This window comes from Streptomyces sp. ISL-10 (genome assembly GCF_018614575.1).
In the GTDB taxonomy this organism is placed as follows: Bacteria; Actinomycetota; Actinomycetes; order Streptomycetales; family Streptomycetaceae; genus Streptomyces.
Genome location: NZ_JAGGOJ010000022.1, coordinates 1 through 12,335 on the forward strand (window position 1 = coordinate 1; position 12,335 = coordinate 12,335).

13 protein-coding genes are annotated in these 12,335 nt (G+C 67.3%); 4 read left to right on the top strand and 9 right to left on the bottom strand.

What is annotated here, in order from left to right:
* The 3 genes from J7E88_RS25685 to J7E88_RS25695 all read left to right on the top strand — a co-directional run.
* A partial coding sequence (locus J7E88_RS25685; RefSeq protein ID WP_215185106.1) for a serine hydrolase occupies positions 1-535 on the top strand: 535 nt, incomplete at its 5' end.
* A gap of 115 nt (positions 536-650) precedes the next feature.
* On the top strand, positions 651-1,436 hold the full coding sequence (gene fabG / locus J7E88_RS25690) for a 3-oxoacyl-ACP reductase FabG (RefSeq protein ID WP_215185108.1): 786 nt from the start codon (positions 651-653) through the stop codon (positions 1,434-1,436).
* Between the two features lie 55 nt (positions 1,437-1,491).
* On the top strand, positions 1,492-2,250 hold the full coding sequence (locus J7E88_RS25695) for a TylF/MycF family methyltransferase (protein ID WP_215185110.1): 759 nt from the start codon (positions 1,492-1,494) through the stop codon (positions 2,248-2,250).
* Positions 2,251-2,321: 71 nt separating this feature from the next.
* Here the strand turns inward: J7E88_RS25695 and J7E88_RS25700 are convergent, their stop codons facing one another.
* The 4 genes from J7E88_RS25700 to J7E88_RS25715 are packed head-to-tail and all read right to left on the bottom strand — an operon-like array spanning position 2,322 to position 5,998.
* Positions 2,322-3,233, bottom strand: a complete 912-nt coding sequence (locus J7E88_RS25700; RefSeq protein WP_215185112.1) for an aromatase/cyclase — start codon at positions 3,231-3,233, stop codon at positions 2,322-2,324.
* 2 nt (positions 3,234-3,235) lie between these two features.
* Positions 3,236-3,481: an acyl carrier protein gene (locus J7E88_RS25705; RefSeq protein ID WP_215185114.1), complete on the bottom strand. Its 246-nt coding sequence runs from the start codon at positions 3,479-3,481 to the stop codon at positions 3,236-3,238.
* A gap of 49 nt (positions 3,482-3,530) precedes the next feature.
* Entirely contained in the window at positions 3,531-4,736 is a 1,206-nt protein-coding gene (locus J7E88_RS25710) for a ketosynthase chain-length factor (protein ID WP_215185116.1), read from the bottom strand.
* Positions 4,733-5,998 carry a beta-ketoacyl synthase gene (locus J7E88_RS25715; protein WP_215185118.1) on the bottom strand — a complete coding sequence of 422 codons (1,266 nt, stop codon included), beginning with the start codon at positions 5,996-5,998 and terminating at the stop codon, positions 4,733-4,735. The genes J7E88_RS25710 and J7E88_RS25715 overlap by 4 nt, the downstream gene beginning before the upstream one ends.
* A 108-nt stretch (positions 5,999-6,106) precedes the next feature.
* Here J7E88_RS25715 and J7E88_RS25720 point away from each other — a divergent pair, with 108 nt between their 5' ends.
* Positions 6,107-7,297 carry a nucleotide disphospho-sugar-binding domain-containing protein gene (locus tag J7E88_RS25720; RefSeq protein ID WP_308307605.1) on the top strand — a complete coding sequence of 397 codons (1,191 nt, stop codon included), beginning with the start codon at positions 6,107-6,109 and terminating at the stop codon, positions 7,295-7,297.
* 22 nt (positions 7,298-7,319) lie between these two features.
* On the opposite strand, the gene J7E88_RS25725 is transcribed toward J7E88_RS25720, so the two are convergent.
* Genes J7E88_RS25725 through J7E88_RS37155 form a run of 5 tightly spaced genes read right to left on the bottom strand, consistent with a single transcriptional unit; the run spans position 7,320 to position 12,143 of the window.
* Positions 7,320-8,312, bottom strand: a complete 993-nt coding sequence (locus J7E88_RS25725) for an NAD(P)-dependent oxidoreductase (protein ID WP_215185120.1) — start codon at positions 8,310-8,312, stop codon at positions 7,320-7,322.
* A complete protein-coding gene (locus tag J7E88_RS25730; protein WP_215185122.1) occupies positions 8,309-8,899 on the bottom strand; it encodes a dTDP-4-dehydrorhamnose 3,5-epimerase family protein in 591 nt (196 codons plus the stop codon). Before J7E88_RS25730 ends, J7E88_RS25725 begins: the two co-directional genes overlap by 4 nt.
* Positions 8,896-9,639: a class I SAM-dependent methyltransferase gene (locus J7E88_RS25735; RefSeq protein ID WP_251023202.1), complete on the bottom strand. Its 744-nt coding sequence runs from the start codon at positions 9,637-9,639 to the stop codon at positions 8,896-8,898. The genes J7E88_RS25730 and J7E88_RS25735 overlap by 4 nt, the downstream gene beginning before the upstream one ends.
* 24 nt (positions 9,640-9,663) lie before the next feature.
* On the bottom strand, positions 9,664-10,791 hold the full coding sequence (locus J7E88_RS25740; RefSeq protein ID WP_215185124.1) for a DegT/DnrJ/EryC1/StrS aminotransferase family protein: 1,128 nt from the start codon (positions 10,789-10,791) through the stop codon (positions 9,664-9,666).
* Positions 10,788-12,143, bottom strand: coding sequence for an NDP-hexose 2,3-dehydratase family protein (locus J7E88_RS37155; RefSeq protein WP_215185126.1), 1,356 nt, complete (start codon positions 12,141-12,143; stop codon positions 10,788-10,790). The genes J7E88_RS25740 and J7E88_RS37155 overlap by 4 nt, the downstream gene beginning before the upstream one ends.
* Positions 12,144-12,335: the final 192 nt, after the last annotated feature.

The following is a 12,335-nucleotide window of genomic DNA, read 5'->3' on the forward strand; positions in this document are numbered from 1 at the left end:
CATGGCAGGCGCCGACCCGGGACGAGAGCTGGACATGCTGGTGGCGCTGGGTGATCCCGGGTCACTGACATACCGAGCCATGATCGGCAGCATGGACCTCACCGACGCACTGGACCCGGCGGTGGAGGACCCCTCCTACGGTGGGCTGGCCAGCGCCCGGGCCATGGCCCGCATGCTCGCCGCCCTCGTCGGCACGGTCGACGGCATCCGACTCGTCAGCCCCGAACGCATCACCGAGCTGACCCACCCCTACTCAACAGGTCCCTGTCGGGTGGTACTGCTACCGAGCACATGGGGGCTCGGCTTCATGCTTCCCGACAGCCCGGTGTTCCCCGCGTCGGCCGGGCTGGCCCCGCGGGCCTTTGGGTTCGACGGCGCCAACGGCACGTTCGTGTTCGCCGACCCCGACCGCGGGCTGGCATTCGCATACATCCAGAACGCCGGCTCACGTGTGATCGGCCGCATGAACGATCGCGCCCACCGTCTGGTCGAGGCCGTCTACCGCTCGGTCGAGGCCATGCCGAGCCGTGCCTGACCACCGCTCACGGCCCTCTCGCACACCTGTGGCACTCGGCTCTAACCGCACTTGAGAACGCTCCTAGCCATGTCTGTGAAGTTGGCGCCTCCGAGACGGAATCTACGGAGGAACAGTGGCAGACAGCACCACACGTACAGCCCTGGTGACAGGCGCCACCAGCGGCATCGGCCTGGAGGTCGCCAGGCGACTGGGGCAACAGGGCCACCAGGTCTACATCTGCGCCCGCAAAGCCGAAGGTCTGTCCCACACCCTCGACGCGCTGCGAGCCGAGGGCCTGACGGTGGACGGGCAGACGTGTGACGTGACCTCACGGGAGGACATTCAGTCGTTCGTCCACGGCGCGGTCGAACGCTTCGGCCCGGTGGGCATCCTCGTGAACAACGCGGGCCGCTCGGGTGGCGGAGTCACCCGGGAGGTGTCGGACGAACTCTGGTACGACGTGATCAACACCAATCTGAACAGCGTCTTCCTGCTGACCAAGAACGTTCTCAACCACGGCGGAATGCTGGAGCAGGGCTGGGGTCGGATCGTCAATATCGCCTCTACGGGCGGCAAGCAGGGGGTGTTGCACGGGGCCCCCTACTCCGCTTCGAAGCACGGCGTCGTCGGACTCACCAAGGCCCTCGGTCTGGAGCTGGCCCAAACGGGCGTCACGGTCAACGCCGTCTGCCCGGGTTTTGTGGAGACGCCGATGGCCGGACGGGTGCGGGAGACCTACGCGGCACTGTGGGGGGTCTCCACCGAGGAGGCACTGACCCGAGTGAACGCCCGGGTGCCCATCGGCCGCTATGTGACGCCCGCCGAAGTCGCCGAGATGGTCGCCTACCTCACCGGTTCGCATTCCGACGCGGTCACGGCCCAAGCCCTCAACGTCTGCGGCGGCCTCGGCAACTACTGACACCGGCCAGTACACGGCGATCGGACCACGGACACCGACGGGAAGGGAACACTCCATGAATGGCAACGACAAGGCTCAGCTCTACCTCGACCTTCTGGAGAAGGCGGTCACCAATCTCATTTACGGCGATGCCCCAGTACCGAACGAATGGTTCCCCGAGCGGGATTTTCTCCCGGAGCACCGCGAGAACGGAATGGACTGGCCCAGTGTCGCGCACACCATGGTCGGCCTGAAGCGCATTCAAAGTCTCCGGAACCTGCTCGACCAAGCAGTCGCGGACGAAATTCCCGGCGATTTCATCGAGACCGGCGTCTGGCGCGGCGGCGTGTGTATCTTCGCGCGCGGCTACTTCAAGGCGCACGACATCACCGACCGGCGGGTCTGGCTGGCCGATTCCTTCGAAGGGATCCCTGACACCGGTGCAGACGGCCACCCGATGGACCGCGAGATGGCTCTGCACGACTCGAACCACGTCCTCGCGGTGTCCCAGGACGCGGTCCGGGCGAACTTCGAGCGGTACGGATTGCTGGACGACCAGGTCCGGTTCCTGCCAGGTTGGTTCCGCGACACCCTGCCGAACGCCCCTGTGGAGCGGCTGGCCGTGCTGCGACTGGACGGCGACCTCTACGAATCCACCATGGATGCCCTGGAGAACCTCTACCCCAAGTTGTCCCGGGGCGGTTTCGTCGTCATCGACGACTACTTCATCCCGGCCTGCCGCAAGGCCGTCGACGAGTTCCGTGACCGTCACGGCATCACGGATGCCGTCGAGCCCATCGACGACTACAGCGCCTTCTGGCGTCGCACTGCCTGACCTGCGGTCGCCCCACCGACTGCGGCCCGCGACCCTCTCCAGGTCGCGGGCCGCAGTCAGTGGGGCCGTGGTCATACAACGGCGCCGATGCGTTCGAGTGTTGTGCGGCTGTTGCGGCTGAGGGCATCTTGAACGAACTGGCGCGCGGCGGCCAGTGACGTGCCCTCGCCGAGGACATCTCGTACGCCTTCGGGATTCAGCACGACGGTATGCGTGGAGGTCACTTCAGTGCCCTCGGAAGTCGTGGTGAGTTCCCACACGCCGCTGTGCCCGAGCAGAAGGCGGGGTGGCACCAGCTGCTTGTAGGCGATGCGCTCGCCGTCCACGCACACGCGCAGCGACCGGGTCGTGTGCGCCGAGCCATCGGCCGTCACGGTGTCCATCTCCATGTCCTGGACTCCGGGGGCCTGTTCGCCGAGCACCACGCGTCGTACGTGCGGAAGGTGCTCGGGCCAGCGGTCCGACCGGTGCAAGAAGTCGTATGCCTCTCGCACTGGGCGACCCACGCTGACGCTGTCGGTGAAGGAGAACACGGCCTTGTCCGAGTCGAGTTCGGCGACCTGGGACAGGGCGGCGAGCTCTCGTGCGCTGTTACGGTCCAGTGCGGCGCCGATCCAATCGAGCACGTCGGGGGTGTCGGTCACGGCGGTGAAATCGTGCAGGAGAGTGATCACAGTGCCATCCGGCACCGGCTCGAAGATCCACTCCCCACCCATCGACTCGATGGGTGGGGCGCTGCGCTCCTGGTCGAAGCGGATGCGCAGCCTGTCCCGGTCAAGCACACGCCGTGAAATCCAGTTCTTCACCTCGCCGTTGACCACGGCCCACAGTTGGAACCGCTCTGTGCTCTCGCCACGCTCCAAGTGGTGCACGTGGACGGTGGGCTCGAAGATGGCCGGCCAGCGGCTGGTATCGGCTGCCAGGTCGTACAGCGCTCGTGCTGGAGCGCGTGAGACAAGGGTGTGCCGGGTGTGTCGCCGCATGCTCAACCAACCATCCCAAGCGCCACGTTGACGGCCTGCAGCAGATCCCGCGGCGTCTTTGGATTGGACGGGGGCTCGACGCCGTACTCTCGCTCGACGACCGTGGTGGCCTCCATCACCGCCAAAGAGTCGTACCCCAGTTCTTCGAAGGTCGAGTCCAGGATGTCCCCGTCCAGCGAAGTGCCTTCGTCTCCAGCGCACTCCGCAAGGATCCTGCGGACGTCGTCCAGGGTCATGGTGGTGGTCACTGTCTCTTCCTAACTCTCACAGGTTGGGCAGCTATTGGGGACGGATTGCTCAGAAGTCGGCCGCACGCACTACGACGGCCGAGTTGAAACCCCACTTGCCTCGGGCCAGGACCATGGCAGCGGACAGCGGTGTGTATCGCGGCGCACCGAGCACCAGGTCGGTGCCGTAGTCGTCCGGCACGTCGTGGGTGGTGGCAGTCGGCGGGATCACCCCGTCGCGCAGGGAGAGCAGAGCAGCGACCACATCCAGTGGACCGCCACCGGACATCAGTCGTCCGGTGAGTGCCTTGGGTACGGTGACGGGCACTGCGCGCTCGCCGAATACATCGCGCAGCGCGGCTGCCTCCTGTCGGTCCAGTTCCGGAATCCCGGCGCCATCGGCGAACACCACGTCGACGTCACCAGGTGACATCCCCGCATCAGCCAAGGCGAGTTCGATGGCGCGGCGCAGCGCCGGCGGGCGCGGCGAGCCGGGCGGGGGGTCGAATGTCGCGGCATACCCGGCGATCTCCCCGTACACCTGGGTGACACCCCGCCGCCGTGCGGAGGGAGCCTCCTCCAGGACCAGCAGGGCACCACCCTCGCCGGGCACGTGGCCGTTCGCGCTCCGATCAAACGGGAGATAGCCGTCCGGGCTCACCCGCCCGCTGGACAGCTGGGACGCCCACCCCCAGGGGTCGAGCGCGGAGTCCATGCCGCCGGCGACCATCAGCCGAGCGCCGTCGCGGATCGCCCTGCGAGCGTGCCCGAGGGCATCGAGGCCGCCCGCTTGCTCGGCGACCAGCGCCTTGCTCGGGCCGCGCAGCTTGTGTTTGATCGAGATCTGGCCGGTGTTGACGGCGTAGAACCAGGCGAAGGATTCGTAGACGCTGACGTGCTTGGGTCCCCGCGACCAGAGCTTGGCGAACTCGCGGTGGGTGAACTCGAATCCGCCGAAGGCGCTCGACGTCACTACCCCCATGTCGTAGTCGGCGAGCTCGGTGGAGTCTGCCCCCGCGTCGGCCAGCGCCCAGTCCGCCGCGACGAGCGCGAACCGGGTGGATCGGTCGGTCTGCGGCAGCAGTCGATTGGAAAGGTGCTGCGCGGGGTCGAATTCGTCTACTTCCCCGGCGAGGCGCGCGACGCACCCGGTGGTGTCGAATCGGCTGATCTCCCCGATGCCACTGTGGCCCTTGAGCGTGGCCGTCCAGAACTCGTCGGTTCCCAGTCCGTTGGGGGACACGACTCCCAGGCCGGTCACCACTGTTGTGGTCATGCCACTCCTTCCGGCTGCCGCAGCAGCATCGCGCTTTGGAAGCCTCCGAAACCACTGCCGACGGTCAGCACGGTGTCCACCCGCTGCTCTCGGGCGGTCAGCGGGACGTAGTCGAGGTCGCACTCGGGATCGGAGTGGTGCAGGTTGGCGGTGGGCGGGACGACGTCATGCTCCATCGCGAGCAGACAGGCCGCGATCTCCACCGAACCGATGGCGCCCAGCGAGTGCCCCACCATGGACTTGATCGAGCTGACCGGGGTGCGATACGCGTGGTCCCCCAGAGCGCGCTTGAAGGCAGCGGTCTCATGGCGATCGTTCTGCAGGGTTCCCGAGCCATGGGCGTTGATGTAGTCCACCTCAGTGGCGTCGAGCCGGGACTTGTCCAGCGCCGCGCGGATGGCTTCGGCCATCTCTCGGCCATCTGGTTTCAGTCCGGTCATGTGGTACGCGTTGCAGCGGCCGGCGTACCCGCTCACCTCGGCGTAGATGCGGGCGCCGCGGGCACGGGCTCGATCCAGGGTCTCGAGGACGAACACGGCTGCGCCCTCGGCCAGCACGAAGCCGTTGCGGGTGGCGTCGAACGGCCGGGAGGCGCAGGCGGGGTCGTCGTTGCGGTCCGTGGTGGCCTTGATCGCGTCGAAGCTGGCCACCACGATCGGGGTGAGGGGGGCATCGGTGGCACCGGAGATCACCACGTCGGCCATGCCATCGGCGATCATCTGCACTGCGTTGCCCACGGCGTCCAGCCCTGAGGTACAGCCATTGGACACGAGCGACACCGGCCCCTCAGCGCCTACCGTCCAGGCGAGTTCAGCGGGCATCACTCCCGGCGTGAGGAAGTCGTACATGTGCGGGGAAAGGTAGGCGTGGTCCACCTGCCATTGGCGTCCCGCGTTGGACAGCACCAGGTATTCGTTCTCCAGACTGGTCGCGGACGCCACAGCACTGCCCAGGCTCACGCCGATCCTGGCAGGGTCGAGGGTGTCCACGTCCAGGCCGCTATCGGCCACCGCGTCGCGGGCACAGACCACAGCGAGCTGAGTGGCGCGGTCCATGCGGCGGACTTCACGCGGTGTCAGGCCTTCGGCCGCGGCATCGAAGTCGCATTCTCCGGCGATCTGAGAGCGGAAGGGTGAGGCGTCGAAGAGGCTGATCCGGCGGGTACTGGTGCGTCCGGAAGACAGCAAGGACCAGAACTCTTCCGCCCCGTTTCCACCCGGTGCACGCACCCCCATCCCTGATATCACGACACGACGGGACATGTACTCCGTCTCCTCCTTGCAATGTGTCAATGCGCCGGGAACCCCGGCTGTGCCCCCCTTCCTAGGCCGCCGTGGTCAACCGCAACTCAAGTACAACTCAATGGGTCTGTGGTGCTTGAGTGGTCCTTGAGCACCACTCGCGATCCTGACGCCATGAAGATTGTCTTTCTCACCGGCGGGAGCCCTGCGACCGTCTTCGCCCTGGCACCCCTCGCCTCAGCCACCCGGCTCGCCGGGCACGAGGTCCTCGTCGCATCGCCCTCGGACATGACCTCGTACGTCCTGTCCACGGGGCTTCCCTCGGTTGCTGTGACCGATGGCACGATGCGCGATTTCATGTTCCAGGATGCGGACGGCCGGCCTGTGGCGATCCCGACGGCGCCGGACGAACGCCTGCTGTTCAATGGGCGGGGGTTTGGCCGGCTGGCGCGCGCGTGTCTGCCCGGACTGCGTTCGCTGGCGGCCGATTGGGAGCCGGACCTGATGGTGGGTGGCTCCCTGTGCTACGCCGCTCCGGTGGCCGCCCACGAGCTGGGGGCGCCATGGGTCCGGCACACCTGGGATCTCGGAGAGCCACTGGACATCGATGCAGGTGCGGCATCCGAACTGGCACCGGAGCTGGCCGACGCAGGTCTGGACGGGATGCCTGCAGCCGATTTGTGGGTGGATGTCTGCCCACCCAGCCTGCAGATCTCTGGGCCGGGCCCGCGGCAGGGCATGCGTTTCGTGCCCTACAACCAGCGCCGTCCGCTGGAGCCGTGGATGCGCCGACGCGGTGAGCGGCCCAGAGTCTGCGTGACGGCCGGCAGCCGGGTGTCGGGCCAGGACGAAGCCGCGGGGCTGGTCGCCCTGGTCCGGGCGCTGAGTTCCCTCAATGTGGAGTGTGTGATAGCCGCTCCCGAAGCCGTCGCGGACGCCCTGGGCAAGGCCGTGCCGGATGCACGTGTGGGCTGGTTCCCCCTGGACACGCTGCTGACCACGTGCGACCTCATCGTCCATCATGGGGGCGGGCAAACCACCCTGACGGCCCTGCACGCGGGTGTGCCTCAGCTGCTGTTGCCCACCATCCCCAAGATGGTGCCACCGTGCCGCGGGGTCGAAGAGCGCGGCGCCGCCATCACACTGCCGCAGGACCGGCAGACCGTAGCTGACATAGCGCAGGCCGCCGAATCGCTGTTGACCACGCCTGGGCCACGGGCAGCGGCGCAGAAGATGCGCGCGGAGATCGCGCAGCAGCCGTCTCCTGCACAGGTGGTGGAGGTTCTGGAGAACCTGGTGCGGTCCGCGAACCGCAGGTGATGGCGGCGAGGCCGGCGCTGTGTCAATGGCGTGCGGCCAAGGCCGCTACCGTCCGGTCGATCGCGGCTTCCAGTGGGGTGACGGCGCGCCAGCCGGTGGCGGACACGAAGGCTGACGGATCGACGCACAGGCTGCGTACGTCCGATCCCTCCGATTCCACGGGCGGAGGCACCGTCATGACCGGCACTGCGGGGATGCTCCGGTGCCGGGCGACGGCGTCGGCGACGCTCCGGAAAACGTCACCGATGGACCGGGGCTGTCCCGTACCGACCAGATAGTGGCGTCCGGCGAGCGCATCGATGTGGCCGAGGGCCGTGGCAAAGGCGCGGGCGGCGTCCTCCACGTAGAGAAAGTCCCTGCGGACCGTCCCGTCGTGCCACAGCGTGAGCGGCTCCCCGGCGAGCGCGCGCCGGGCCATCGTGGAGATCACGCCTCGGTCCTCGGCAGTCGGTCCTGGTGGGCCAACGACGGGGGGCAGCCGCAGACTCGCGGCCCTGATGGCACCGGCGGCAGTAGCCTCCTTCAGCAGCAACTCCGCCGTGTGCTTCTGCCGGTCGTACTCGCCTTGGGGCGCATCCGTCTCGGTGCCGTCGATCCAGTCGGTGTCGACCGGGCCAACTTGGGTGTTACTGCCCGGGAACAGCACAGCGGGCGGTTCCGCGCCGGTCCGGCGGGCCGAGGCGAGCACGTCGACCAGGTCGCGTACGACGCCCACGTTCACCCGTTCCGCAGCCGTGTCTCCCTCTGCGAGCCGCCAACCCGATGCGCCGCGGATGCGCGCCGTGAAGGGCAGCACCGCGTGGGCACCGCGCACTGCGTCGCCGAGGGTCACCTGGTCGGTCAGGTCGCCGGTCCTGTACTCCACGCCGGTTGCGGCGGGCAGCCGGACCGGCCGCCGAGAGACCGCCCGCAGTCGGACAGGCAACTCAGCCAGTGCTGCGACGACGGCGGAGCCGAGGAACCCGGAAGCACCCAGCACCACGACGAGCGGCCGCTCGTCCGGCGGAGCACTCACCACTCACCTCCGTGGAGCTCGGCATAGTCGGGCAGCAGCCCGGCAGCACGGGCAGCGGCGAGCGCGGGGGCATCCTGGTCGCGGTCGGAGAGCACTGGCTCGAGGCCCGTCGGCAGATCCAGGCCCAGCGCGGGGTCCAGCGGATGTACGGCCCGCTCCCTGTCCGCACGATAGGCGGCCGAGAGCAGGTAGACCATGGTGGTGTCGTTCCCCAGAGCAACGAACAAGTGACCTACCCCCGGCGGCAGATACAGGGCGGCGCCCGTGTCAGGAGACAGTTCCACACGGTCGTGCCGACCGAAAGTCGGGGAGCCCAGCCTCAGGTCGATGACGACGTCCAGTGCCCGGCCGCCGGTACAGAGCACGTACTTGGCCATGGAGTCAGGCCCTGCGGTGAAGTGAATCCCGCGCACCACACCGCGTTGGGAACGGCTGGTGCTTACCTGGGCCACCGGGAACATCTGGCGGCCCAGGGCACCGGTGAACGCGGCGTTCTGGTGGGGCGAGCAGAAACTGCCGCGCCGGTCACGGTATATCTCGGGCTCGAAGACATGAGCGCCGGAAACGGCCAGTTCTCGTGTCCTCACGGGCGGTCCCCCGGATGCGAGGCGACGAAGAGCCCGGGGCCGAAGAGTCCGTCCCGCACGTACTCGGGCATCAGTCCGGCCCGTCGGAAGGCGCTTTCGTAGTCACCGCGCGCGAACAGGCTCATCACGTGGGTGTCGGTGAAGTGCTCCGCGCCGGTGGCAGGCGCGGCGACGGTGTAGTGCACGTCCATGCGGCTGCGGCTCGCGTCCTCTCGTACGGTGTGCGAGACGCGGGCGATGGTCCGGTCGTCGACGGTGACCACGTCGGCGCCTACGTACTCGGGCAGGAACTCCTCGGGGAACCACCAGGGCTCCACCACGAGCACACCGCCAGGCTCCAGGTGCTCGGCGAGGTTGCGCACGGCTCGGGCCAGGTCATCGGTGGTTGACAGGTAGCCGATCGAACTGAACATGCAGGTGACTGCCGAGAAGGTGCGGCCGAGCCGGAAGGTTCGCATGTCCCCCTGGTGGCAGGGCACTTCAGGGTTGATCCGGGCCGCGACGGCGAGCATCTGCTCGGACAGGTCGACTCCGGCAGCCTCCTCGAAGGTCCCGGCAAGCTCGCGCAGATGCAGGCCGGTGCCGCAGGCGACATCCAGGAGTGAGCGGGCGGCAGGTGTTCGCTCCGAGATCAGCTCGCGTACCCTGGCTGCCTCGGCCTGGTAGTCCTTGCCGCGACCGAGGTAGAAGTCGTGGTAGATGTCGGCACGCTGGTAGATGGTGTCCGGGGTGGGATGCATGGTGGGTTGCTCACCGCTCCTGTTCTAGTCGAGGGTCTGCAGGACGTCACGCAACGCGTCTATGACCTTGTCCTGCTGGGCTTTCCTGAGGGAGGGGTACATCGGGAGGGAGAAGATCTTCCCGGCGAGCTCCTCGGTGACGGGCAGGGAACCGCGCTCGACGCCGAGATGGGCAAAGCCCCGCATGGTGTGCACTGGCCACGGGTAGCTGATGTTCAGCACGATGTCGTAACGCTCTCTGAGTCTCCGGATCACCTCGTCGCGACGCGGGTGGCGGACGACGTAGACGTAGTAGACGTGCTCATTCCCGTCGCTGACCGCAGGCAGCTCGAGCCGGCCGGGCCCGCACAAGTCGGCCAGGCCTTCGGCGTAGCGCTCGGCGATGCTGCGGCGGTCGGCGATGTACGTGTCCAGCCGGGTGAGCTTGCGGCGCAAGATCTCCGCCTGCACCTCGTCGAGCCTGCTGTTGTGTCCGGGGGTGCGCTCGACGTAGTAGACGTCCTCCATGCCGTAGTAGCGCAGTCGGCGCATGGCCCGGTCGATGTCTTCGTCCGCGGTGAGGACCGCTCCTCCGTCCCCGTAGGCGCCGAGAACCTTGGTGGGATAGAAGGAGAACGCTGCGGCATCGCCCATGGTGCCGGCGAGGCGGCCGTCTCGGCGCGCGCCGTGGGCCTGGGCACAGTCCTCCACGATGCGCAGACCGTGGGTGTGGGCAATGCGAAGCAGCGGCTCCATGTCAACACACTGACCATAGAGGTGGACTGGCAGGATGGCCTTGGTGCGGGGGGTCACAGCCGCTTCGACGAGGCTGGTGTCCATCAGGTGGTCCTCGGCCCGCACATCGACGAACACGGGTGTCGCACCGGTCCCGTCGATGGCGACGACGGTGGGCGCCGCGGTGTTGGAGACGGTGATCACCTCGTCGCCGGGGCCGATCCCACATGCCTCCAGGGCGAGCTTGACGGCATTGGTGCCGTTGTCGACGCCGGTGCAGCGAGGCAGATCGTGGTAGGCGGCGAACTCCGTTTCGAAACCTCGAACGCTGTCGCCCAGGACGAGCCGGCCACTGGCGAAGACCTGCTGCACGGCGTCGAGAATGTCGTCCCGCTCGGTCGCGTACTCCGCGAGATAGTCCCAGACATGGGTGGTCATTCGTTGTCCTCCTTGTAGAAGCCGAGGAACGTCAGGAGGCTGCGCGCTTCGACGTTCAGATGGTTGCCGTACCGCACGAACTCGGTGAGCTGGCGTGGGGTGACCCACGCGTAGTCGGGCGGCACGTCCAGAGGGAAGTCGTCCTCGACCTCCACCAGCAGATAGCGGTTCCGCGCGTGGTAAAAGCGACCGCCTTCCTCGGACTGAACGCTGTCGAACCGAATGCGATCAGGGGCGGCGGTCAGGACATGGTGCAGAAACGCGGGAGCGTGTTCCGCAGACAGCGAACGGTAGTTGTCGGGCTGGCACTGGACCGTGGGAGCCATCTCGACGCCATCGAGGGCCCCGGTCTCGGTGCGAGCGTGCAGTAGCAGGTGGGGGACGCCACGCAGCCGTCGGACGAGGAATGCGATGACCCCCTGGCTGCGTGGTTCGAACATGGGCTGGTGCCAGTGCGTGACCTCTCGGTCGGGTGCCTCGACCATCACACCGATCACTGAGAAGTGCTGGTCACCGTCGTGAACAAGCGCACCGTCGCGGTGACTCCAACCGTGGACCCCGGCAAGTGGGATGAGTCGACGGGTCAGCTCGCAGCGGCCTTTGGCCTCGGTGAACCAGCTCAGCAACTCCACCGTGGTGTGCAGGGCGTACCCGGCGGTCCAGGAACGGGCCAGTGCGACGCCGAAGGAGTCACCGGCCGGAGGGGACTGCGGTGCGCGTAGCCCGGCAGCACCGGCCAGGACGGTACGGGTGTCCATGTTGACCAGGTTCGGTTCGCGCAGCAACATGGCAATCTGCTCGAAGTCCAGCCAGCAAAAGCCGGGCAACAGCGGAACGTTCTCGTCGATCTGAACGATCATGTTGCGGTTGCGCTTAGCCAGGAACCAGGAGGCCTGTTCCGACTGGAGGACGTCGGACAATGTCCGGCCGACGCGCGGCGTGGTGAAGTACTGAAGGTACGGGACTGCCCGGCCGCCGTGCACCCCAGTGAAGTTGCTCCGGGTGGCCTGCACGGTCGGCGACAGCTGAAGGCCGTTGACATTGCCCGGTTCCATCTTCAGCTGCAGCAGGCAGTGCGGGACCCCGTCGAACTGCTTCACCAGGATGCCGAGAATGCCTTGTTCGGGCTGGACGATGATGGGCTGCTGCCAGGCTTCGACCGCCCGCCCGGAGCGAATCACGTCGAGCCCCTGGATGCTGAAGAACTGTCCGGTGCGGTGCACGATGTTTCCGGTGTCCGGATCGGCAGTCCAGCGGTCAAGTGCGTCGAGGGCGATTCTCTCCGTGCGAGACTTCTGGTTGTGACTCTGCTGCGCGTACCAGGCACGGAATTCCGCTATATCGGCGAACACAATTCCTCCCCCAGGGTTGGAATCATCCTGCCGCTACCGAGGAGGTACACGTTCCCTGGCGGTTCTTCCTTCCTGCGAAATTGCATGGCGGGGATCCTGCCAGATCCGCCGCATTCCGGCTGAGACTGCTTTATCGCGGTGCGAGTGAGGAGTGACCGAGATTTGAGTGGGCCGCGAGTGGTGGCCGGATGA